The 22,148-nt window shown below is 74.7% G+C and carries 21 protein-coding genes; 5 read left to right on the forward strand and 16 right to left on the reverse strand.

From position 1 onward, the window contains the following. Window positions 1-60: 60 nt before the first annotated feature. The 3 genes from D1J60_RS07415 to D1J60_RS07425 are packed head-to-tail and all read right to left on the reverse strand — an operon-like array spanning window position 61 to window position 2,869. Entirely contained in the window at window positions 61-558 is a 498-nt protein-coding gene (locus D1J60_RS07415) for a GNAT family N-acetyltransferase (protein WP_125820573.1), read from the reverse strand. Further along, window positions 555-1,325 carry an N-acetyltransferase gene (locus D1J60_RS07420; RefSeq protein ID WP_125820574.1) on the reverse strand — a complete coding sequence of 257 codons (771 nt, stop codon included), beginning with the start codon at window positions 1,323-1,325 and terminating at the stop codon, window positions 555-557. The genes D1J60_RS07415 and D1J60_RS07420 overlap by 4 nt, the downstream gene beginning before the upstream one ends. A 41-nt stretch (window positions 1,326-1,366) precedes the next feature. After that, a complete protein-coding gene (locus D1J60_RS07425) occupies window positions 1,367-2,869 on the reverse strand; it encodes a PLP-dependent aminotransferase family protein (protein WP_206436494.1) in 1,503 nt (500 codons plus the stop codon). On the opposite strand from D1J60_RS07425, the gene D1J60_RS07430 reads away from it, so the two are divergent. Together D1J60_RS07430 and D1J60_RS07435 are read left to right on the forward strand one after the other, a co-directional pair. Further along, window positions 2,868-3,788, forward strand: a complete 921-nt coding sequence (locus D1J60_RS07430; protein ID WP_125820575.1) for a DMT family transporter — start codon at window positions 2,868-2,870, stop codon at window positions 3,786-3,788. The genes D1J60_RS07425 and D1J60_RS07430 overlap by 2 nt on opposite strands. Before the next feature lie 58 nt (window positions 3,789-3,846). Next, complete coding sequence (locus D1J60_RS07435; protein WP_125820576.1) at window positions 3,847-4,062, forward strand: DUF1918 domain-containing protein; 216 nt, start codon at window positions 3,847-3,849, stop codon at window positions 4,060-4,062. Between the two features lies 1 nt (window position 4,063). Here D1J60_RS07435 and D1J60_RS07440 read toward each other — a convergent pair whose 3' ends face one another. Continuing rightward, entirely contained in the window at window positions 4,064-5,362 is a 1,299-nt protein-coding gene (locus D1J60_RS07440; RefSeq protein ID WP_125820577.1) for a family 10 glycosylhydrolase, read from the reverse strand. Window positions 5,363-5,516: 154 nt separating this feature from the next. Here D1J60_RS07440 and D1J60_RS07445 point away from each other — a divergent pair, with 154 nt between their 5' ends. Beyond that, window positions 5,517-6,419 (forward strand): 3-hydroxybutyryl-CoA dehydrogenase, encoded by a 903-nt coding sequence (locus tag D1J60_RS07445; protein ID WP_125600634.1) that lies wholly within the window; start codon window positions 5,517-5,519, stop codon window positions 6,417-6,419. A gap of 12 nt (window positions 6,420-6,431) precedes the next feature. On the opposite strand, the gene D1J60_RS07450 is transcribed toward D1J60_RS07445, so the two are convergent. The 9 genes from D1J60_RS07450 to infC form a co-directional block, all read right to left on the reverse strand. Further along, window positions 6,432-6,968 carry an NUDIX domain-containing protein gene (locus tag D1J60_RS07450; protein ID WP_125600665.1) on the reverse strand — a complete coding sequence of 179 codons (537 nt, stop codon included), beginning with the start codon at window positions 6,966-6,968 and terminating at the stop codon, window positions 6,432-6,434. A gap of 53 nt (window positions 6,969-7,021) precedes the next feature. After that, entirely contained in the window at window positions 7,022-8,359 is a 1,338-nt protein-coding gene (locus D1J60_RS07455) for a transcriptional regulator (protein ID WP_125820578.1), read from the reverse strand. A gap of 794 nt (window positions 8,360-9,153) precedes the next feature. After that, window positions 9,154-11,682 carry a phenylalanine--tRNA ligase subunit beta gene (pheT, locus tag D1J60_RS07460; RefSeq protein WP_125600640.1) on the reverse strand — a complete coding sequence of 843 codons (2,529 nt, stop codon included), beginning with the start codon at window positions 11,680-11,682 and terminating at the stop codon, window positions 9,154-9,156. Beyond that, window positions 11,682-12,809 (reverse strand): phenylalanine--tRNA ligase subunit alpha, encoded by a 1,128-nt coding sequence (pheS, locus tag D1J60_RS07465; protein ID WP_125600644.1) that lies wholly within the window; start codon window positions 12,807-12,809, stop codon window positions 11,682-11,684. Before pheS ends, pheT begins: the two co-directional genes overlap by 1 nt. Window positions 12,810-12,971: 162 nt before the next feature. Beyond that, entirely contained in the window at window positions 12,972-14,255 is a 1,284-nt protein-coding gene (locus D1J60_RS07470; protein ID WP_125820579.1) for an ATP-binding protein, read from the reverse strand. Between the two features lie 55 nt (window positions 14,256-14,310). Beyond that, on the reverse strand, window positions 14,311-15,165 hold the full coding sequence (locus tag D1J60_RS07475; protein WP_125600668.1) for an RNA methyltransferase: 855 nt from the start codon (window positions 15,163-15,165) through the stop codon (window positions 14,311-14,313). Window positions 15,166-15,339: 174 nt separating this feature from the next. Beyond that, window positions 15,340-15,726: a 50S ribosomal protein L20 gene (rplT, locus tag D1J60_RS07480; protein ID WP_007263143.1), complete on the reverse strand. Its 387-nt coding sequence runs from the start codon at window positions 15,724-15,726 to the stop codon at window positions 15,340-15,342. 101 nt (window positions 15,727-15,827) lie between these two features. Continuing rightward, the gene (gene rpmI / locus D1J60_RS07485; RefSeq protein ID WP_030770466.1) at window positions 15,828-16,022 is read right to left on the reverse strand and encodes a 50S ribosomal protein L35; all 195 of its coding nucleotides are present in this window, start codon (window positions 16,020-16,022) and stop codon (window positions 15,828-15,830) included. A 99-nt stretch (window positions 16,023-16,121) separates the two neighbouring features. Next, entirely contained in the window at window positions 16,122-16,829 is a 708-nt protein-coding gene (gene infC / locus D1J60_RS07490) for a translation initiation factor IF-3 (protein ID WP_125820580.1), read from the reverse strand. Window positions 16,830-17,154: 325 nt separating this feature from the next. Between infC and D1J60_RS07500 the strand changes: the two genes are divergently transcribed. Then, complete coding sequence (locus D1J60_RS07500; RefSeq protein WP_125600656.1) at window positions 17,155-17,520, forward strand: DUF1844 domain-containing protein; 366 nt, start codon at window positions 17,155-17,157, stop codon at window positions 17,518-17,520. 81 nt (window positions 17,521-17,601) lie between these two features. On the opposite strand, the gene D1J60_RS07505 is transcribed toward D1J60_RS07500, so the two are convergent. From D1J60_RS07505 to D1J60_RS07515, 3 genes are read right to left on the reverse strand one after another with little or no spacing between them, the layout of a single operon-like run. Further along, a complete protein-coding gene (locus D1J60_RS07505) occupies window positions 17,602-18,342 on the reverse strand; it encodes an SseB family protein (protein WP_125820581.1) in 741 nt (246 codons plus the stop codon). A 12-nt stretch (window positions 18,343-18,354) separates the two neighbouring features. Then, window positions 18,355-19,542 (reverse strand): type VII secretion-associated serine protease mycosin, encoded by a 1,188-nt coding sequence (gene mycP / locus D1J60_RS07510; protein ID WP_125820582.1) that lies wholly within the window; start codon window positions 19,540-19,542, stop codon window positions 18,355-18,357. Continuing rightward, window positions 19,539-20,354, reverse strand: a complete 816-nt coding sequence (locus D1J60_RS07515) for a hypothetical protein (RefSeq protein ID WP_206436495.1) — start codon at window positions 20,352-20,354, stop codon at window positions 19,539-19,541. The genes mycP and D1J60_RS07515 overlap by 4 nt, the downstream gene beginning before the upstream one ends. Window positions 20,355-20,945: 591 nt before the next feature. On the opposite strand from D1J60_RS07515, the gene D1J60_RS07520 reads away from it, so the two are divergent. Further along, the gene (locus D1J60_RS07520; protein WP_125820583.1) at window positions 20,946-22,139 is read left to right on the forward strand and encodes an amino acid deaminase/aldolase; all 1,194 of its coding nucleotides are present in this window, start codon (window positions 20,946-20,948) and stop codon (window positions 22,137-22,139) included. Window positions 22,140-22,148 lie beyond the last annotated feature (9 nt).

Raw genomic sequence — 22,148 nt, forward strand, 5'->3', positions numbered from 1 at the left:
TATGCAGTTTTATGCAAAGCCTTCCCGGTCGCCGCCGCCCTGTCCGAAAGGGGTCCTGACTCAACACTCCCGCTCGTACTCGACCTGCTCAAGCGGGTGGCCGTCGCCGAAGTCCGTGGCCCGCACCTGTCCGGTCCCGGCGAAGCCGCACTTGGCGTAGAAGCGGCGGGAGCGCGGAGTGTCCCGCAGGGTCCACAGGTGGGCGCGGGGGAAGCCGTCCGCGCTCAGCCGGGCCAGCGTCGCCTCCATCAGGGCCGGGGCGACGCCGGTGCCCCAGCCGTCGGGGTGGGCGTAGAAGCTGAGGATCTCGGCGAGGCCCGGCCGGGTCCCGGAGGCGCGGGACCAGGACATGGCCAGGGGCCGGCCGTCCGCCTCGGCCAGCAGCAGCGTCCGGGGGTCCTCGGCGAGGCGCGCGTGCCAGCGGGTGCGGCGGCTGCGGACGCCCTCGGCGGCGAACTCCGGCGCGAAGAAGGGCGCGTACGCGGCCTCCCAGGCGGCGGCGTGGATCTCGCCGAGGGCGTCGCCGTCGCCCGGGCCGGCGGCGCGGACCGCGATCACGCGGAGACCGCCGGGGCGGCGGCGAGCGGGTGGCGGACCCAGACGTTCGGCTCCACGTAGACCGCGCGGTCGTGCTCCGGGTCGCAGTGGACGGTGCTGAGCGCCCCGGGGACGTGGACCGGGCCCGGGGTGTCGAAGGGGAGTCCGGTCCACCGGCGCCACTCGTCGAGGGTGCCGCTGATGGTCATCGACACCGGGGCCACGGAGTCGATCACCGCCCCCGCCCGGACGTGGACCCGCAGCCACGGGTCGTACGGCAGGCCGTCCTCGCGGGTGCGGTACGCGTACTCCGCCATCGGGGTCTGCGGCTCGGCGGGCTTCCCGCTCGGCCGGACCGGCGCCACGACCTCGGTGAACCCGGCCGCGCGGGCTCCTTCGCGCATGGCGGTGAGCATCCGGCCGGAAAGGCCCTCGCCCTGCCGGCCGCGGGCGACCGAGATCTCCAGGGCGCTGACCGTGTCCGGCCGGACGCCCCGCCGCCGGTCGGAGAAGGCCCACATCAGGACCCGGTCCCAGCCCTGGCCGGGCAGCTGCCCGCCGCGCTCGGGGGTGTGCAGCGCGAAGGGGACGCTGAAGGCCCGGGACACGACCTCGTCGCCGTCGGTGGCGATGAAGACGTACTCGGGGAACTCGGCCACCAGGCGCGGGTAGAGCAGCCAGGCGATCGGGTCGTGCTGGGAGAACTCGGGCCAGGAGTCCTCCATGTCCCAGAGGCGGGGGGCCAGTTCGGGGCGGACGGCCAGGGAGGTGATCTCGATCTCGGTCATACCCGCAGGCTAGGGCGGCTCCCCCGGCGCCTCAACGGGGTTTACGCGCCCCCGCCCGGCCCCCCTCCCGGCCCTCCGGCCCGGCCGCCGGCCCGGCCCCCGAGCAGTTCCCCGGGCAGCCCGCCCCGCAGCCGCTGCACGGCCTCCACCAGCTCCCCCGGCCCCGACACCCCGGCGAAGCTCAACCGGACGTGCGCGGCGGGCGGTTCGGCGCAGAAGTACGGGCGGCCCGGGGTGACCGCCACTCCGGCGCGCAGGGCGGCCGCCGTGAACGCGGCGTCGTCGCCGTCCCCGCCGGGGCGCACCCAGAGCTGGAAGCCGCCCGTGGGCAGGTGGGTGAGTTCGGCGCCGGGCAGCTCCCGCCGCAGGGCGCCGGCGAGGACCTCGCGGCGGTGGCGCAGCTCGGCGGCGACGGCCCGCAGGTGGCGCGGCCAGGCGGGGGCTCCGACGAGTTCGAGGGCGGCCTCCTGGAGGGGGCGGGGCACGAAGAAGCTGTCGACGACCTGGATGGCCCGCAGCCGGTCCAGGACCGGGCCCCGGGCGGCGAGCGCGCCGACGCGCAGGCTGGCCGAGGTGGCCTTGGTCAGGGACCGGACGTGGACGACGACCCCGTCGCAGTCCTGGGCGGCGAGCGTCGCGGGCAGCGGGCCGGCGTCCTCGTGGGCGAGGTTGCGCGCGTAGTCGTCCTCGATGACGAAGGCCCCGGCGGCCCGCGCGATGCGCAGCACCTCGGTGCGGCGCGCGGCGGACAGCACGGCGCCGGTCGGGTTCTGGAACAGCGGCTGGCATACGAAGACCCGTGCGCCGGTGGCTTCGAAGGCGGCGGCCAGCAGCTCCGGCCGGACCCCGTCGGCGTCGACCGGGACGGGTACCGGCCGGCAGCCGGAGGCGCGGGCGATGGCCAGCAGCCCGGGGTAGGTGGGCGATTCGACCAGGATCGGCGCGCCGGGTGGGGCGAGCGCCCGTACGGCGGTGGTCAGGGCGCTCTGCCCGCCGGCGGTGATCAGCACGTCGGCGGCGCCGACCGAGCCGACGGCGCCGCCGATCTCGCGGGCGAACCAGTCGCGCAGCTCGGGCAGCCCCTCCATGGGCGGCCGCCCCCAGGCCCCGGGCCGGCGTCCGGCGCGGGCCAGGGCCGCCGCCATGGCCCGCTCGGGCTGGAGGGTGGGGTGCAGGTAGCCGCCGTTGAGCTCGATGACCCCGGCGGGCGGTACGGCGAGGGAGTTCGCGACGCCGCTGGCGTCCACGGAGCGGGGGACGACGTCCCCGGCGCCCTCGGCGCTGAGGGCGACCTCCTGCCAGGAGGTGTCACCGGGCGCGGGGCCGCTCGTCCGCGGGCGGGCGCGGAAGGCGCCCGCGCCGGGCCGGGTGACGACGAGCCCCTCGGCGGCGAGCTGCGCGAGGGCCCTGGAGACGGTGACGGGGCTGACCCGGTAGCGCTCGACCATGGCCCGGCTCGACGGGAGCTTTCCACCTGCCGGGTAGCGGTCGAGTTCCGATCGAAGGGATTCTGCCAGTTCTGCCACGCTGCTACGCTCGTACATGACAGCACAGAATAGCGCTACTCGCCCGGCCTCGATAGCGGTGCAGCCGGTGGGCCACCGGACCGCCGCGCGCAGCGGCACCGCCCTCGCCCTGCTCGGGGTGGTCGCCTTCTCGCTGACCTTCCCCGCCACCGCCTGGGGTCTGGAGAGCTTCGGCCCCTGGTCCCTCGTCGCGCTGCGCAGCGTCCTGGCGGCCGCCGTCGCGGGCGCCTTCCTGCTGGCCGGGCGGGTGCCGCTGCCGGCCCGGGAGCACTGGGCCGGGCTCGCCGTGGTGGCGGGCGGCGTGGTGGTGGGCTTCCCGCTGCTGACCACGCTGGCCCTGCGGACCTCCACCACCTCGCACGCCGCCGTCGTGGTGGGGCTGCTGCCGCTGACCACCGCCGCCTTCTCGGCCCTGCGCACGGGCAACCGCCCCTCGGGCCGCTTCTGGGCCGCCGCCGTCGCCGGGGCCGTGGTGATCCTGGCCTTCACCCTGGCGCAGAGCGGCGGCACCCCCTCCGCCGGCGACGCCTACCTCTTCGGGGCCCTGCTGGTGTGCGCGGCCGGCTACACCGAGGGCGGCCGGCTGGCCCGCTCGGTGCCCGGCTGGCAGGTGATCGGCTGGGCGCTGGTGCTGTGCCTGCCCCTGAGCCTGGCCGGCGCCGCGTTCGCGCTGGCGTCCGAGCCGGTGCACCTCACCTGGCACGGGGTGACCGGTCTGGTGTGGGTGGCGGCGGGCTCGAACTTCTTCGGCCTCTACGTCTGGTACCGGGGCATGGCCGAGATCGGCACCGCGCGCGCCAGCCAGCTCCAGCTCGCCCAGCCGCTGCTGACCCTGGTGTGGTCGGTGGCGCTGCTCGGGGAGCACCTGTCACCGGCCACACCGCTGGCCGCCTGCGCGGTCCTCGTCTGCATCACCGTGACCCAACGGGTCAAATAGCCTCGGAACGGCCTAAACTACTGGCACCGGATCGGACCGGTTCCGAGGAGGTCAGCAGATGCGCGCGACCGAGGGCGACCAGCTGGTGCAGCACGGCAGGATCGTGGGCCAGCACGACAGGGTGGGCGAGATCGTCGAGGTCCTGGGCGAGAACGGCGCCCCCCCGTACCGGGTCCACTTCCCGGACGGGCACGACGCCGTCATGTCCCCCGGCCCCGACTGCGTCGTCCGCCACCCGGACGAGCCCGAGGGCAAGTCCCCCACCTGGCACTGAGTCAGCGCGGCGGCACGGCCGTCGGATAGTGGTCGGCGACGACCCTGGCCAGCGCACCATTGGGGTCCGCGACCACGTACTTCCCCGAGAAGTACGCGTGGCCGCGGACCTCCGCGTACCGCGCGGCGAGGGTCAGGTGCCGCGACAGCTCGGCGGGGTCGCGCCAGGCCGCGGTGGAGCTGCGGGCGTCGCAGCGGTACAGCGCCTCGCCCACGTACAGGTCCACCCCGGTGCCGGCGACCGTCTTCGCCCACCAGCGCACGACCTCCGCGTAGTCGGCCGCCGCGTACCCGATGTGCCAGTACGCCTGCGGGACGACGTAGTCGACCCAGCCCCGCAGGACCCACTTGCGGGTGTCCGCGTAGAGGTCGTCGTACGTCTGCAGGGCCCGGGTCGCAGAGCCGAGCCGGTCGGTGCCCTGGTTGCGCCACACCGCGAACGGGCTGATGCCGAAGCGGACCGCCGGGCTGCGCCCCCGCAGCTTCTGCGACATCTCGCGCACGAGGGTGTCGGTGTTGTCGCGGCGCCAGGCGGCACGGGAGGTGAAGGCGCCGCCGTGCTCCGCGAAGGCGTCGTCGTCGTCGAAGTACTCGCCCGCGACGGGGTACGGATAGAAGTAGTCGTCCCAGTGCACCGCGTCGACCGGGTAGCGGTTGACGGCGTCGAGCATCGCCTCCTGGACGAAGGCCCGCACCTCGGGCACCCCCGGGTTGTAGTACAGCTTCCCGCCGTAGGCGACGGTCCAGTCCGGATTGCGGCGGGCCGGGTGCGAGGCCGCGAGCCGGGAGCGGTCCGTGTGGTTGGCCACCCGGTACGGGTTGAACCAGGCGTGCAGCTCCAGCCCGCGCGCGTGCGCCTCGGTGACGGCCGTGCCCAGCGGGTCCCAGCCCGGGTCCTTGCCCTGCGTCCCGGTCAGCCACTGCGACCAGGGCTCCCGCGTCGACGGCCAGAACGCGTCGGCGGCCGGGCGGACCTGGAGGATGACCGTGTTGAGGCGGCGCGCCACCGCCGTGTCGAGGAGCCCGACCAGCTCCGCCCGCTGTTCCCGCGCGGACAGTCCGCTCTCGGAGGGCCAGTCGACGTTCTGTACGGTCGCGATCCACATCCCCCGGAACTCCGCGGCCCCCGCGCGGCCGCCGGCGGGCGTCCGCGCCGGGCGCACCCCCGGTGGCCCGGCCGGCTCCCGTACCGCCGCTGCCGCCCCGGGCTCCGCGGCCCCCGCCGCCGCCGGGCCCGCGGCCGTCGTGGCCAGCACTCCCGCCGCCCCCGCCAGCAGTCCCCGCCGTCCGATGTGCGCCATGTGACGACTCCGTTCCTCTCCGTGACAATCCTCTGCGTGGGCACAGCATGCCCCGCCCCGGGCCGCCGACGGGGGCAACGCGGGAGTAACGTCGGGGGGCGTGGCGGGCGCCGGGATGCAGTTACCACTGCCGAACACGGGGGACCCGCGATGGATGAGCAGCGAAAGGCACGATGTGACGGACCTCTCTACCCTCCCGACCGACATCACCAGGGTCGGCGTGGTGGGCTGTGGCCAGATGGGCGCGGGCATCGCGGAGGTGTGCGCCCGCAGCGGTCTTGAGGTGAAGGTCGCCGAGACCACCGGGGAGGCCCTGGAGATCGGGCGCACCCGGCTGCACAACTCGCTGACCAAGGCCGCCGAACGCGGCAAGATCAGCGAGGAGGAGCGGGACGCCACCCTGGGCCGGCTCACCTTCACCACCGACCTCGGCGAGTTCGCCGACCGCGACCTCGTCATCGAGGCCGTCGTCGAGAACGAGCAGGTCAAGACGGAGATCTTCCAGGTCCTGGACCAGGTGATCACGCGCCCGGACGCGATCCTCGCCTCCAACACCTCCTCGATCCCGCTGGTCAAGCTGGCCGTGGCGACCTCGCGGCCCGACCAGGTCATCGGCATCCACTTCTTCAACCCGGCGCCCGTGCAGCGGCTCGTCGAGCTGATCCCGGCGCTGACGACGAGCGAGGACACCGTCAAGCGGTCCGAGGCCCTGGTGCGGGACGTGCTGAACAAGCACGCCGTCCGCGCCCAGGACCGGTCCGGCTTCGTCGTCAACGCGCTGCTGGTGCCGTACCTGCTGTCCGCGATCCGGATGTTCGAGTCGGGCATCGCGAGCCGCGAGGACATCGACAACGGCATGGAGCTGGGCTGCGCCCACCCGATGGGCCCGCTCAAGCTGTCCGACCTGATCGGCCTGGACACCATCGTGTCGATCGCCGAATCGATGTACGCGGAGTACAAGGAGCCCCTGTACGCCGCTCCCCCGCTGCTCCAGCGCATGGTCGACGCGGGCCGCCTGGGCCGCAAGACGGGCTCGGGCTTCTACCCGTACGGCTGAGGCCGGGAACGCCTAGGGGCGGTTCAGCCTCAGGTGGTGCAGCAGGAGGAGCCCGGCCGCCATGTTGGCGGCCGGGACCTCCCCGCGCGCGATCATGTCCGGCACCAGCTTCAGCGGGACCCACTCCCGGCGCGAGGACTCGAAGGCGTCCTCGGGTTCGCCCACGTAGGAGGCCCCGTCCGCCCAGTAGAGGTGGTGGCGGGCGTCGGTCAGGCCGTTGGAGGGCTCCACGGTCATCAGGTGGTGGAGCGGGCCGGGCCGCCAGCCCGACTCCTCCTCCATCTCCCGCGCGGCCGCCGCCTCCACCGTCTCCCCGTCCTCGACCACCCCGGCGGGCAGCTCCCAGCCCCAGCTGCCGGTGATGAACCGGTGCCGCCACAGCAGCAGCACCTCGTCGGCCTCGTTGACGGCCGTGGCGACGGCGACCGGCCGCAGCCGGATGACGAAGTGGTCCAGGTGCCGGCCGTCGGGGAGTTCCACGTCCGCGAGGTTCACATCGAACCAGCGGTTCTTGTACACGGTCTGCTCACTCAGGTTCGTCCACTGCACGGTAATGCCACCTTCCGCATCCGTTGGTGGCAACATGGCAGCAGCAGACGCCCTCACAGGGGAACGCGCAGCGCCCCGTCGATGAGGTACGCGGTCTCCTGCGCACCGGAGCACCCGCTGCTCAGCAGCTGCTCCCGGACGGCTCGCAGCCGGTCCCGCAGGCGCAGCGACTCCATCCCCTTGGCCCGCTCGGCCATTTCGGCCGCCGAGGCCACCGCCCGGTCGGCCTCCCCCTGCCGCAGCTGGATCTCGCACAGCATCGCGAGGCGGTGCACCCGCCCCCGGTCGTGCGCCGGCGTCCCCACCGCCTCGGCCGCCTGCTCGTGCGCCCCCGCCAGGTCCCCGAGGCTCAACAGGGCCTCCGCCACCTGTACGTTGACCAGCCCAGGCTGGACGTAGCCGGTCTCGGCGGGCTCGGTGCCGGGTCTGATCCGCTCGGCGGCCGCCTCGGCGCGCCGGATGCACGCCAACGCGGCTGCGGCGTCGCCGAGTTGCGCGTAGGCCTTGGCCTGCATCGCGTACAGGTCGGCGCCCAGCGCCGGCGTGGTGTCCGGGCCGGCGGCGCGCAGCGCGGCCTCCGCGAAGGCCACGGCCTGGCGGTACTCCTTCAGGTGCAGCGACTGGTTGACGAGCAGGGCGATCACGTACGCCCCGAGCCCCCGGTCCCCGCTGGCCTTGGCGAGCCGCAGCGCCTGGTGGAAGTAGCGCTGGGCCAGGCCGTGGGCGTCGGAGTCGTACGCGCAGATCCCCGCGACCGCCACCAGGGAGCCGGTCGCCCGGTGCAGCGGGCGGCCGATCTCGTCGGAGTAGGTCCCGCGCAGCATCGGGGCGGTCTCACTGCCGAGGAAGCGCACGATCCGCGCCCGGGTGGCCATCCCGCCGGCCCGGCGGTACATCAGCTCGTAGTGCACCCGGGCGGCCCGCAGGACCTCGATGTGCTCGGGCCCGATCCGCTGCCGCCCCACCCGGGACACGTCCGCGTCCTCGGGCGGGTTCTCCCACTCCCACACCGGGATCACGGCCGGGGTGCCGGTGAGGGCCTGCGCCGTGAGCTGTGCGGGCCGGCCCAGCTCGTCGGAGCGCCACAGGGCCGTGGCACGGTCGACGAAGCCGCTGAGCCGGGTGCCGTGCGGGCTCTGCCGGCCGGGGATCCCGAGCCCGATGTCGTCGAGCCCGACGGGGCGTCGCAGCCGCCCGCCCAGCACCTCGCAGATCAGGTCGGGCACCTGGCCGCGGGGGCGCTGCCCCTTCAGCCAGCGGGAGACCGCCGTGTGTTCGTAGCGCAGCGCGAGTCCGCGGGACCGGCCCGCCTGGTTGACATGCGCGGCGAGTCCGGCGTGGGAGATGCCCGCCTCGGCGAGGAGGGCGTCGAGCAGTGCATTGGGCTGCATGGGCCCCTCCAAGGGCTCGTCCGCTTCAGGCTAGTGGCTGAGCGGTGCGCGCGGGGGCGTTCCGGGTTTCCTTCACACGGGGTGTGAACCGAGTGCGCGCATAAATGCGTTGCGCACCCTGCCGCTCGGGGGGCCCGGGGCGGTTCACTTAAGAGCCTCGCCAAGGAGGCCGCCCGGTCGTCGGCTCCCCCTCGTACAGTGCGACGACCCGGCACCCGCGCCGCCCGCCCCCGCTGTCTGCCCGACACTCCATGGCGGGCGCGGGCGGCGCACCACGGCTCCGCCGCGGTCCGGTTGGTCGCCGGGCCGCGCCGGGGCCGGGCCGGTTCCGTACCGGGTCCGTCCACCGGCCCGGTCCGGAACGGCTCCGCCGGTGACACGGGTCCGCCCGGGCCGTACCACTCCCCCCGGCCGGGCGGACCCGCACCGGTCGCCGCGCGGCCGTGGGACACCGCGCCTGCGGCGGGGCCGCCCTACCGGTGCGCCCGCACCCAGCCGCGCGGGCGTACCGCTGCGCGGGGCTGGTCCCCTACCCGCCCTTCACCCGTTCTCGCCTCACACGCCGGCGGGGCTGATTTCAGCCCCGCCGGCGTGTGAGGCGCGGGGGTCTGGGGGCGGAGCCCCCAGGGAACGGGCGAAGGGCGGGTAGGGGACAGCCCCGCAGGGCAGCCTGCCGGGCGGCGGCCGCGCGGGGTCCGGGGCGGAGCCCCGGCAGGGCACCCCGGCCCACCCGAACGGGTGAGGGGCGCGCCCGGGATCCCGGACGCGCCCCTCGGTACAGCCCAGCGGCAGCGCTACGCGCCCCGCAGCACCGCCCCGGTCCGCTCGCCGGCCAGCGCCACCGCGGCATCGCGCGCCGCCGTCGACTCCTCGGCGGTCAGCGTGCGGTCGGCCGCGCGGAAGCGCAGCGCGTACGCGAGGGACTTCTTGCCCTCGCCGACCTGCTCACCGGTGAAGACGTCGAACAGCCGCAGCGACTCGAGCAGTTCGCCGGCGCCCTTGCGCAGCGCGTCCTCCACCGCCGAGGCGGGGACGGACGAGTCGACGATCAGCGCGACGTCCTGGGTCGCCACCGGGAAGGTGGAGATCCGGGGCGCCTGCACGACCTCGCCGCCGGCCGCTGCGAGGCGGTCCAGGTCGAGCTCCATGGCGCTGGTGCGGGCCGGCAGGCCGAGCGCCTTGACCACGCGCGGGTGCAGCTCGCCGGCGTGGCCGATGACCTGCTCGACACCGTCGAGGGTGACGACCAGCTCGGCGCAGCGGCCCGGGTGCCAGGGGCCGTACTGGCCCTGGCGGACGACCAGCTCGGCGCCGGCCTCGACGGCCAGCACGCGGGCGGCCTGGACGGCGTCCGCCCAGTCGGCCGGACGACCCTTGCCCCACCAGCCGGCCTGCTCGCGCGCACCGGCCAGCACGACCGCGGCGTACCGCGGCTGCGCGGGCAGGGCCGCGTCGAGGGTGGCGACCTCCTCGTCCGTGGGGCGCCGGTCGACGGGCAGGCGTACGGCGACGCCCGGCTCGGCGGCGGCGCGGAAGACCGAGCCGGTCTCGAAGAGCGCGAGGTCGTGGCTGCCCCGGCTGTCGTTGCGGCGCAGCGCGCCCAGCAGGCCCGGCAGCAGCGTCGTGCGCAGCGCCGGCTCCTCGTCGGACAGCGGGTTGACCAGCTTGACGACCTGGCGGCTCGCGTCGTGCGCGGGCAGCTGGAGCTGGTCGAAGACGGCCTCGCCGATGAACGGGTAGCTCAGCGCCTCGACGTAGCCGGCGCCGGCCAGGGCGCGGCCGACCCGGCGGTGGAGCTGCTGGCGCGCGGTCAGGCCGCGGCCGGAGGGCACCTGCGGGAGGGTGGACGGGAGGTTCCCGTAGCCCTCCAGCCGGATGACCTCCTCGGCGAGGTCGTTGGGTTCGGCGAGGTCGGGCCGCCACGAGGGGACGGTGACGACGAGCTCGTCCTGGCCGTAGACGTCGCAGCCGATCTCCTGGAGGCGGCGCACGACGGTCTCGCGGCCGTAGTCCATGCCCGCGACCCGGTCCGGGTGGTCGGCGCTCATCGCGATGGTGCGCGGCGCGCCCGGGGCGGTGAGCTCGGTGACCCCGGCCTCCGCGGTGCCGCCGGCGAGCAGCACGAGGAGGTCGACGGTCCGCTGCGCGGCCGCGGCGGCGGCCTGCGGGTCGACGCCCCGCTCGAAGCGCTTGGAGGCCTCGGAGGAGAGCTTCAGGCGGCGGGCGGTGCGCGAGATCGACACGGAGTCGAAGTGCGCGGCCTCGATGACCACGTCGGTGGTGCCGGTGACGACGCCCGTCTCGGGGTCCGTGACGGAGTCGGCGATCTCGGTGTTGGCGCCGCCCATGACACCGGCGAGCCCGATCGGGCCGCTGCTGTCGGTGATCACCAGGTCCTCGGCGTCGAGGGTGCGCTTGACCCCGTCGAGGGTGGTGAACTTCTCGCCCTGCTCGGCACGGCGGACGCCGATCGCGCCGTCGAGGCGCGCGCGGTCGTAGGCGTGCAGCGGCTGGCCGAGCTCGAGCATCACGTAGTTGGTGACGTCGACGGCCAGCGAGATCGGGCGCATGCCCGCCTTCTGGAGGCGGCGCGTGAGCCAGATCGGGGACCGCGCCTCGGGGTCGAGGCCGGTCACCGTGCGGGCGGTGAAGCGGTCGCAGCCGGCCGGGTCGGAGATCTGCACGGCGTAGCCGTACGAGTTCGGCGCGGGCACGTCGAGCAGCGCCGGGTCGCGCAGCGGCAGGCCGTACGCGGTGGCGGCCTCGCGGGCCACACCGCGCATGGACATGCAGTAGCCGCGGTCCGGGGTGATGTCGATGTCGAGGACCTCGTCGACGAGCTGGAGCAGCTCGATCGCGTCGGTGCCGGGCTCGTACTCCGGCGGCAGCACGATGATGCCGTGCGTGCCGTCGTCGCCCATGCCGAGCTCCTCGCCGGAGCAGATCATGCCGTGGGAGGTCTTGCCGTACGTCTTGCGCGAGGCGATGGCGAAGTCGCCGGGCAGGACGGCGCCGGGCAGGACCACGACGACCTTGTCGCCGACGGAGAAGTTCCGGGCGCCGCAGACGATCTCCTGCGGTTCGCCGGTGCCGTTGGCGGTGCCGACGTCGACCGTGCAGAAGCGGATCGGCTTGCGGAAGCCCTCGAGCTCCTCGATGGTCAGCACCTGGCCGACGACGAGGGGGCCCTTGAGGCCGGCGCCGAGCGTCTCGACGGTCTCGACCTCGAGGCCGGCGTCGACCAGCTTGGCGGCCACGTCACGGCCGGTCTCGCCCGCGGGGAGGTCGACGTACTCCCGCAGCCAGGAAAGCGGGACGCGCATCAGATCTCACTCCCGAACGGCCGGGTGAAGCGCACGTCACCCTCGACCATGTCTCGCATGTCTTCAACGTTGTGACGGAACATCAGCATCCGCTCGATGCCGAAGCCGAAGGCGAACCCGCTGTACTTCTCCGGGTCCACGCCGCAGGCGGTGAGCACCTTCGGGTTCACCATGCCGCAGCCGCCGAGCTCGATCCAGCCCTCGCTGGAGCAGGTGCGGCAGGGGCGGTCGGGGTTGCCCACCGACTCGCCGCGGCAGACGTAGCACTGCATGTCCATCTCGGCGGACGGCTCGGTGAACGGGAAGAAGTGCGGGCGCAGCCGGGTGGTGGTCTGCTCCCCGAAGAGCTCCTTGACCATGTGGTCGATGGTGCCCTTGAGGTCGGCCATGGTCAGGCCCTCGTCGACGGCGAGCAGCTCGACCTGGTGGAAGACCGGGGTGTGCGTCGCGTCGAGCTCGTCGGTGCGGTACACGCGGCCGGGGCAGACGATGTAGACGGGGGGCTTGCGCTCCAGCAGCGAGCGCGCCTGCACCGGGGAGGTGTGGGTGCGCAGCACGACGCCGGACTCGTCGCCCTCGGTGCCCTTGGGGCCCTGGACGAAGAAGGTGTCCTGCATCTGGCGCGCCGGGTGGTCGGGCGTGAAGTTGAGGGCGTCGAAGTTGAACCACTCCGCCTCGACCTCGGGTCCTTCCGCGACCTCGTAGCCCATGCCGACGAAGATGTCCGCGATGCGGTCCATCAGCGTGGTCAGGGGGTGGCGGGCGCCGGCGGGCACGCGGTCGTAGGGCAGCGTGACGTCCACCGCCTCCTCGACCAGCACCCGCTCGTCGCGCTCGGCCTCCAGCTGGACCGTGCGGGCCCCGAAGGCCTTGTTCACGGCGCCGCGGGCCTGTCCGACGCGCTTGCCCGCGTCGGCCTTGGCCTGGGGCGGCAGGGCGCCGATCTCGCGGTTGGCGAGCGCGAGGGGCGAGCGGTCGCCCATGTGCGCGGTCTTCGCCTCGCGGAGCTCGTCGAGGTCGCCGGCGGACGCGAAGGCGGCGAGCGCCTCGTCCCGCATGCGCTCGATCTCTTCCGGTTTCAGTGCCTCGACCTCGACAGGGTCGTACGACTTGTTCGGTGCCGACATCTCTTCCCGTACTTCCGATGGCTGGCTGGTGGGTCCCCGCACGACTTGATCGAAACGCCTCGGGCTCGATCGGCACAAGGACACAAAGGTGCCAAAGGACGAGTCTAAGGGCCGCCGGGGGTGGAGGAGCCCGTGGGCCGCCCGGTGGGACTCTCCGCAGGGTTACTGGGTGAGGTAGGCCGGGGCGCTCACGGGCAGGATAAATCGGAACTCGGCGCCGCCTCCGGGGCCGCGGCCGACCGTGATGGTGCCGCCGTGCGCCTCCACGATGCCCTTGACGATGTACAGGCCCAGGCCGGTGCCGCCGCGCTTGCTCCCCCGCCAGAAGCGGGTGAAGACGCGGGCCATCGACTCCTCGGGGATCCCGGGGCCTTCGTCGGTCACGGTGACGGCTGTTCCCTTCTCGTGCGGTGCCACGTCGATGGTGACCGTTCCGTCGCCGTGGCGCACCGCATTTTCGAGGAGGTTGCCGAGGATCTGGTCGATCTTGTCCGGGTCGGCCCAGCAGTCGGGCAGCGGGCTGCTGACCCGTACGAGGAACCGCTCGGGCGCCTGGCCGTTCGCGGTGAGGGCCTGGACGTGCCGGCCGACGGCGGCGGCGAGGTCGACGGGCTGGCGGCGGACCTCCAGGCGGCCCGAGTCGATGCGGGAGATGTCGAGGAGCTCGGCGATCAGCCGGGTGACGCGGTTGGCGTCGGCGTCGACGGTCTCCAGCATCAGCCGCTTCTGGTCGTCGGTGAACCGCTCCCACTTGGCGAGCAGCGTGGCGGTGAAGCCCTTCACGGAGGTCAGCGGGGAGCGCAGCTCGTGCGCGACGGTGGCGATCAGCTCGGCGTGGCTGCGTTCGGTGCGGCGGCGGGCCTCGGTGCCGCGCAGGGTGACGACGAGGCGGCTGAGGGGGCCGGTCGGGTGGGTGCGCACGTAGCGGGCGGAGACGAGCACCTCGCGCCCGCCGGGCAGCAGCAGGTTCCGCTCGGGCTGGCCGCGCCGGGTGGCGAGCCCCCCGTACGGGTCGGTCAGCGTCCACCAGCGGCGGCCTTCGAGGTCCTCCAGGGGCAGCGCGCGTTCGATGCGGGCGCCGAGGGCCTGGCCGGCGGGGATGGCGGTGATCCGGGAGGCGGCCCGGTTGAAGCAGACGACGTGCCCGGTGTGGTCGGCGACGACGAGCCCGTCGGGCAGCTCGTCGGGGTCGATGACGGGGTCCGGGGCGGTCGCGCCCGGCCGGGCGGGGGCCTCGCGGTCCGCGGCGCGCGCGGCGGGGCCCGCCTGTGGCGGTACGAAGCCCAGGGTGTCCGGGGCCGCGGCCGGCGGCACTGCGGGGCCCGCCGCGCCGGACCCGGCGGCGGACTCGCCGGGGCGGCCGGCGGCCGGCTGCCCGGCGGCGTACCGGAACCGCTCCTCGGCCTCGCCGCCGGCCTCCGGCGCGCTGTTCGTACCGACGGTCATGTCCCCGTACCCCACATCTCCGGGTAGCGCAGTGAGCCCCCGGACGGCCACACTACTAGCTGGGGGTCACGGAGCGGCACCCTCCGGGTGCCCGCTGTGCACGGGCGGACGCGTAGAGGCACACGGCGGCGGCCGTCGCGAGGTTCAGGCTCTCGGCCCTGCCGTGGATCGGGACCCGGACGACGGCGTCCGCGAGCGCCCGGGTCTCCTCGGGCAGGCCCCAGGCCTCGTTGCCGAAGACCCAGGCGGAGGGCCCGCCCATGGTGCCCGCGTCCAGCTCGGCGTCCAGGTCGTCCTGCCCGGCCCCGTCGGCGGCGAGGATCCGCACCCCGGCGGCCCGCAACCCCTCCACGGCCTGCTCCACCGGCACGCCGACGGCGACGGGGAGGTGGAAGAGGGAGCCCACGGAGGCGCGTACGGACTTCGGGTTGTACAGGTCGACGGAGGCGTCGGTGAGCACCACGGCGTCGGCGCCGGCCGCGTCCGCGCAGCGCAGCACCGTGCCGGCGTTGCCGGGGTCGCGGACGTGGGCGAGGACGGCGACCAGGCGGGGCCCGGCCTTGAGGATGTCCTCGAACGGGGAGTCCAGGAAGTGGCAGACGCCGACCAGGCCCTGCGGGGTCACGGTCTGCGAGACGTCGGCGAGCACCTCGTCGGAGGCGTAGTGGACCCGGGCCCCGGCCAGCAGCGCGGCCTCGACGATGTCGGCGTAGCGCTCGGCGGCCTCGACGGTGGCGAACAGCTCGACCAGGGTCGCGCCGTGGGCCCCGCGGTGCTCGACCGCCTCGCGGACGGCCTGCGGGCCCTCGGCGATGAACCGGCGCTCCTTCGTGCGGAAGTTGCGCCGCGCCAGCCGGCGGGCGGCGGCCACGCGCGGGGATCGGGGGGAGATCAGCTCGTGGTGACCCAGGTCGGCCATGGTCTCTGCGGTCTCTCTCGGGGTGCGGGCCGCGCGGGGCGCGAGCGGTGCGGGCACGGGCGGCGGTGCGGGGGCGCGTGCGCCCGTGCGGGGAAAACACTCGGACCCGCAGGCGCATCGCCTGCGGGTCCGAGGATGCCGACTGCTGACGCGGCCGGCCAGGCCTTAGGCAGCGGCCTTCGGCGCGTTGACGTCGGCCGGGAGGGCCTTCTGCGCGACCTCGACCAGCGCGGCGAACGCGTTGGCGTCGTTGACGGCCAGCTCGGCGAGGATCTTGCGGTCCACCTCGATGTTGGCGGCCTTCAGACCCTGGATGAGGCGGTTGTACGTCATGCCGTTCTGGCGGGCAGCGGCGTTGATGCGCTGGATCCACAGCTGACGGAAGTCGCCCTTGCGCTTCTTGCGGTCGTTGAAGTTGTAGACCAGCGAGTGGGTGACCTGCTCCTTGGCCTTGCGGTACAGGCGCGAACGCTGACCGCGGTAGCCGGAGGCCGCCTCGAGGATCGCCCGGCGCTTCTTGTGGGCGTTTACTGCCCGCTTGACGCGTGCCACTTTTTACTCCTTGTAGCGGGGCCGTGGATGTCGTCACACGACCCGGAATTCGATGGGGTCCCGGTGCTGACGTCCCGCTCCCTCAGGGGGAGCGGAGGACATCAGATGCCGAGAAGCTTCTTGATCTTCGCGGCGTCGCCGGGAGCCATCTCCGCGTTGCCGGTCAGGCGACGGGTCAGGCGGGACGACTTGTGCTCGAGCAGGTGGCGCTTGCCGGCGCGCTCACGGAGCACCTTGCCGGAGCCGGTGACCTTGAAGCGCTTCTTGGTACCGCTGTGCGTCTTGTTCTTCGGCATGGCGCCGTTATCTCCTCGTCGGTGGCGCCCCCGCCGGTCCGGGGACCGGCTCGCGGGAGCGTCATGTTGTTGGGTGATCCGGGACGGTGTGTACCGGGATCAGGCCTCGGTGTCGGCCTCGGCGGAGGCGTCGGCCTCGGGGGAGGCGTCTGCCTCGACCTCGGCGGCCGGGGCGTCCTCCGTCTCGGCCGGAGCCTCGGCGGCGGTACCACCCTGGCGCTCGGCCTTGCGGGCGGCCTGCGCCTCGCGGGCTTCGGCCATCGCCTCGGTCTTCTTCTTGTGCGGACCGAGAACCATGATCATGTTTCGGCCGTCCTGCTTCGGGTTCGACTCGATGAAGCCGAGCTCCTCGACGTCCGAAGCGAGACGCTGCAGCAGTCGGTAGCCGAGTTCCGGCCGGGACTGCTCGCGACCACGGAACATGATCGTGATCTTGACCTTGTCGCCCTGCTTGAGGAACCGAACGACGTGACCCTTCTTGGTGTCATAGTCGTGCGGGTCGATCTTCGGCCGGAGCTTCATCTCCTTGATGACCGTGTGCGCCTGGTTCTTGCGCGCCTCACGGGCCTTCATGGCCGACTCGTACTTGAACTTGCCGTAGTCCATGAGCTTGCAGACGGGCGGACGCGCGGACGCGGCGACCTCGACCAGGTCCAGGTCGTATTCCTGCGCGAGCTCAAGCGCCTTCGCAAGCGGAACAATGCCCACCTGTTCGCCGCTGGGACCGACGAGTCGCACCTCAGGGACGCGAATCCGATCGTTGATGCGGGGCTCGGTGCTGATGGATCCTCCTCGGTAGCACCACACGGCTGCCTGGCAGGCAACCGCTGACGTCTTTTGTCGTCAGACCTCAACCGCGGCGGAGAATGAAAAATGCCCCGCCGGGCACAGGCAGGGGCTCCAAAACAACCGGAGCACCGCCGCGTGCGAACCGCGGGGCGCAACTCGACGGCTTCCCATCGTCCGTACGGAACGATGGACACCGCCTGACCGGAAGACCCGCCTCCCCGGAGGGTGGTCGGGTGGGAGATCGGAGCCTCCACTTGTGGGCCGGGCACACAGGTGTCCGGCCGGTCGATGTCCATAGTACCCCACGCATTGCAAGGCCGCCGCACGACCTATCGTGGAGCGCATGACTGACGCGACGCCCTCCGATTCCACCCCTCCCGACTACGACGAGATGACCCGCGACATCGCGGACGTCCCGGCCGTCGAGGTCATCACCACGGTGGCCGTCCACCTGCTGAGCGCCGCGGCGGTCAACCTGGGCCTGGACAAGCCCGACTCCGAGCACAAGGACCTCGACGAGGCCCGCAAGCTGATCACCGCCCTGGCCGGCCTGGTCACCGCCAGCGCCACCGAGATCAGCTCCTTCCACGCGGCCCCGCTGCGCGACGGCCTGAAGTCGCTCCAGCTCGCCTTCCGCGAGGCCTCGATCGTCCCGGACGAGCCGGGCCAGGGCCCGGGCGAGAAGTTCACGGGTCCCGTCTACGCCTGATCCTTCTTCCGGTTCCGTTTCGCACCTCGGAGGGCCGCCCGCGCGTCGCGCGGGCGGCCCTCCGGCGTGTGTACGGGGTCTTCAGCGCGTGAAGAGCGGCTCGCCCGGCGGGACCGGGCCGCCGGGCGGGAGCAGGGCCAGGTCCAGGCCGCGTACGAGCCGGCCGCGCAGGGTCTCGTCCGCCGCCAGGGCCTCGGCCACCCGGCGGGCCGCCGGGGCCGGCTCGGCGTCGGCGCTGAGCACGACGGCCAAGGTGCCGTCCGCGTCGGCGCCGCCCCGGCCCAGGTGGGCGCGGAGCACGGCGGGCTCGGCGGCCACGGCCGCGCGTACCGCCTCGCGCACGGCGGGGTCCGCCAGCGGGTCGGCGTCCGTGCGGCCCTCGGCCAGCGCGAGCAGCGCCGGGCCGGTCAGCTGGTACGGGACGGGGCCCGCCAGGTCGATCACGACCGTGTCGGCCTTCTCGTGCGCGGCGGCGGCGAGCGCCTGGTGCAGCGGGACCGCCACCGGCCGGGCCGCCGGGTCCCACAGGGCGAGCGAGGCGATCGAGGTGAAGGCCGGCAGCGCCCGCCGGTTCCCCGCCGTCAGCGTCGGCACGGCCATGTCGCTGGTCTTCTCGCGCTTGAGGCCGGTCTCCGGGTCCGTCTCGACCTCGCCGAGCATCGCCACGACGGGCACCAGCAGCCGGGCGTCCTTCAGCGCCGCCAGCAGCTGCGGTTCGGCCGCCCGGTCGGCCGCCCAGGCCGCGAGGGCGGCGCTCAGCCGGGGGTCGGCGGTGCCGTCGTCGTCGGAGAAACCGGGGTCTGGAATGTTCTTGGTCGCCACAATCAACCGACCCTATCCCGACGTGTCCCACCGTGCGGCGCGCGGGCGGCGGGCCAGTACGGCGGCCAGCACCAGCAGCACCGCTCCCCCGGCCGCGGCCGCGGGCACCCCCGGCACCTTCCGGCGCCCGGCCGGGCGGGCGTGGTCGGGTCCGGGGCCGAAGTAGCGCCGCCCGGCGGCGACGGCCGCGGGGACGGGCGGCTCGGGGCGCAGCGCTGCGCCCGCCTGGAGCGCGGCGACGGGGTCGACCGTGCCGTGGCCCCGGGCGTCGTCGCGGCCGCCGGCCGGGCGCTCGGCGGCGGTGTCCTCCAGCAGCTTCTTGACCTGGGCCGGGGACAGCCCCGGGTGGGCGGCCTTGACGAGGGCCACGGCGCCGGAGACGAAGGCCGCGGCGGCGCTGGTGCCCCAGCCCTCGTAGTAGGAGCGGTCGGGGTCGGCGATGACCACGTCGACGCCGGGGGCGCTGACGGTGGCGTACCAGTGGCGGGTGGAGAACGGCGCCTTGCGGCCCTGGCGGTCGACGGCCGCGACCGCGATGACGCCGGGGTAGGCGGCGGGGTAGGAGGTGTGGTCGCCGCGTTCGCCGCCGTTGCCCGCGGAGGCGACGACGACCACGCCCTTGCCGAGCGCGTACTGGACGGCCTCGTCCTCGGCGGCCTCGTGGTGCGCGGAGTCGCTGTCGTCGCCGAGCGACAGGTTGATCACGTCGGCGCCGTGGTCGGCGGCCCAGCGGATGCCCTCGGCGAGGGCGCCGGACTTGCTGTCGCGGGCCTTGTCCCGGCCGGGGTCGCCCTCTTCGAGGATCACCCGGACCGGGAGGATCTTCGCGTGGGGCGCGATCCCGAGGACGCCTTGGGAGCGGTCGGGGCCGTGGCCACGCCCCGCGATGATGCTGGCCATCGCGGTGCCGTGGCGGGCCCAGGCGCGGTCGCCGCGGCCGGCGCCCATGCCGACGAGGTCGGCGCCGTCGAGGACCTGGCCGCCGAGGTCCGGGTGGGTGGCGTCCACACCGGTGTCGAGGACCGCGACGGTGACCCCGTCGCCCTGGGTGGTGCCCCAGGCCTCCTCGGCGCGCAGGGCGAGCAGGCCCCACTGACGGTCGCGGATGGTGTCGGCGGCGGCGGGGTGGGCGGCGGTCACGGCGAGGAGGGCGGCGGCGAGGCCGGTGGCGGCCGCCGCGCGCAGGGGGAGGGGGGTCATCGGGCGGCCCCCTTCGAGGGTGCCGCGCCCGGCGCGGCGTCCGGCACCGTGTCCGGGGCGGCGAGGGCGCTGAGGGCCTGTCCCACGCGGTCGGCGGCGGCCTTCGCGTCGTGGCCGAGCCCGGCTTCGGCGACGGTCCCGGTCGCGCCCTCGCGGAGCGCCTCCTCGGCGGGGACGGGCGCGGCGACGGTGCGGCCGTCGGCGAAGGCGGAGACGGTGTAGACGACGGCCGGGGCCTCGGCGGAGACCGTCGCGGTCCAGGCGGCGCGGCGCGCGTCGGCGTACTCGTAGGCGGGCGGGACGGTGAGGCGGCCCCGGAGGGCGGCCATGGCGCCGGCGTCGGCGGGGGTGAAGACCAGGCCGACGGTGACGAGGGAGCTGCGGGTGGCGTCGGTGTAGGTGGCGCGGAGCACGCGGGTGCAGCCGGTGGCGGCGAGGGCGGTCCGCCAGTCGGCGGGGAGGGCGGCCGCGCAGTCGGCGTCGGGCGCGAGGGCGATCCGGGTCCAGCGTCGGTCGGCTCCGCCGGGGCCGGCGTCGGGGGCGTCCAGGACGGGCGGCAGCAGGCTGTCCGCGGGGGCCGACCGCCACAGCGAGGCGGCCCGGCGGTAGGCGGCGTCGGGGGGCAGGGGGCGGTGCGCGGCGCGGTGGTCGCTCCAGGCGGTGGCGGCGGCGCCGGCGAGGAGGGCACTGCCGAGGAGGGCGCACGTGATGGCCGTGACGACCCGTACGGGGTGGCGGCGGGGGCGGTGCGGCGGGGGCGGCGGCGGCTCGGGGGCGTCCAGGACCTCGGTCCGTGGTGTCGTCGTGGTCATGCGGCGGCTCCGCCCCCCGGTTCCGTACGGCTGCCTGCCCGTACTTTACGTGCCCGCCGGCGCACCCCCACCCGCCCTTGCCCTGGCCGGGCCCTTGCCCTGGCCGGGCCCTTGCCCTGGCCGGGCTTCACCGGGGGCCGGGCCCTTGCCTTGGCCGGGCCGTCGCCGGGGGCCGGGCCCTTGCCCTGGCCGGGCCGTCGCCGGGGGCCGGGCCGTTGCCCTGGTGGGTGCCGGCCTGGCAGGGCGGGCCGCTGCGCGGGGCGGAGGTCCCCTACCCGCCCTTCCACCGTTCCCAGGGGCTCCGCCCCTGACCCCGCGCCTCAAACGCCGGCGGGGCTGAAGTACCGGGGCTCCGCCCCTGTCCCCGTTGCGCTCAAACGCCGCGCGGGCTGGATGTGCGCAGCACATCTCAGCCCCGCCGGCGTTTGAGGCGCGGGGGTCTGGGGGCGGAGCCCCCAGGAGGGGTCCGGGCGCAGCCCGGGGAACGGGCGAAGGGCGGGGCGGGGAGCAGCCCGCGCAGCGGAACCCGGCCAACGCCCGGCCAGGGCAGGGGCCTACCCACCGGTACAAGCGTCTGGCAAGCTGCGCCCCATGACTTCGGACCGGACCCGGTACGACCGGGCGACCGCGCATCTGGACGCGCCCCTGGCCATCGTGGACCTGGCCGCCTTCGACGCCAACGCCGACGACCTCGTCCGCCGGGCCGGCGGGAAGCCGGTGCGGGTCGCGAGCAAGTCGGTGCGGTGCCGGGCACTGCTCGAACGGGTGCTGGCCCGGCCCGGGTTCGCCGGCGTGATGTCGTACACCCTCTCCGAGTCGCTGTGGCTCGCGCGCTCCGGGTTCGAGGACGTGCTGCTGGCCTATCCGTCGGCCGACCGGGCCGGCTTCGCGGAGCTGGCCGGTGACGCGAAGCTGGCGTCCGCGGTGACGGTGATGGTGGACGATCCGGCACAGCTGGAGCTGATCGATCGGGCGCGGGACGGCGGGGCCGAGGAGATCCGGGTCTGCCTGGAACTGGACACCGCCCTGCGGTTGTTCGGGGGCCGGGTGCGGGTCGGGGCGCGGCGGTCGCCGCTGCGGGAGCCGGGGCAGCTGGCGGACCTGGCGCGGGCGGTGGCGTCGCGTCCGGGGTTCCGGGTGGTCGGCCTGATGGGTTACGAGGGGCACGTCGCCGGGGTCGGGGACGCGCTGGCCGGGCGGCCGGTGCGGTCGCGGATGATCCGGCTGATGCAGAGCACGGCCCGCAAGGAGCTGGCCGTCCGGCGGGCGGAGGCGGTGCGCGCGGTCCGGGCGGTGGTGCCGGACCTGGAGTTCGTCAACGGCGGCGGTACGGGCAGCGTGGCGGAGACGGCCGCGGAGGAGGCGGTGACGGAGATCGCCGCCGGGTCGGGGCTGTACGTGCCGCGGCTGTTCGACAACTACACGACGTTCCGGGGGCGTCCGGCCGCGCTGTTCGCGCAGCCGGTGGTGCGGCGGCCCGGGGTGGGGGTGGTGACCGTGCTGGGCGGGGGCTATCCGGCCTCGGGGGCGGCGGGCGCCGACCGGCTGCCGGTGCCGTACCTGCCGGCGGGGCTGCGTTACGACCCGCAGGAGGGTGCGGGCGAGGTGCAGACGCCGCTGCTGGGGAGCCCGGCCGACGACCTGCTGATCGGCGACCGGGTGTGGTTCCGGCACGCGAAGGCCGGGGAGCTGTGCGAGCGGTTCGACACCCTGCACCTGGTGGAGGGGGACCGGGTGGTGGACTCGGTCCCGACCTACCGGGGCGAGGGGCGCACCTTCCTGTAACCCTCCCTC

The sequence above is a fragment of the Streptomyces sp. W1SF4 genome (assembly GCF_003950035.1).
Taxonomy (GTDB): Bacteria; Actinomycetota; Actinomycetes; order Streptomycetales; family Streptomycetaceae; genus Streptomyces; species Streptomyces racemochromogenes.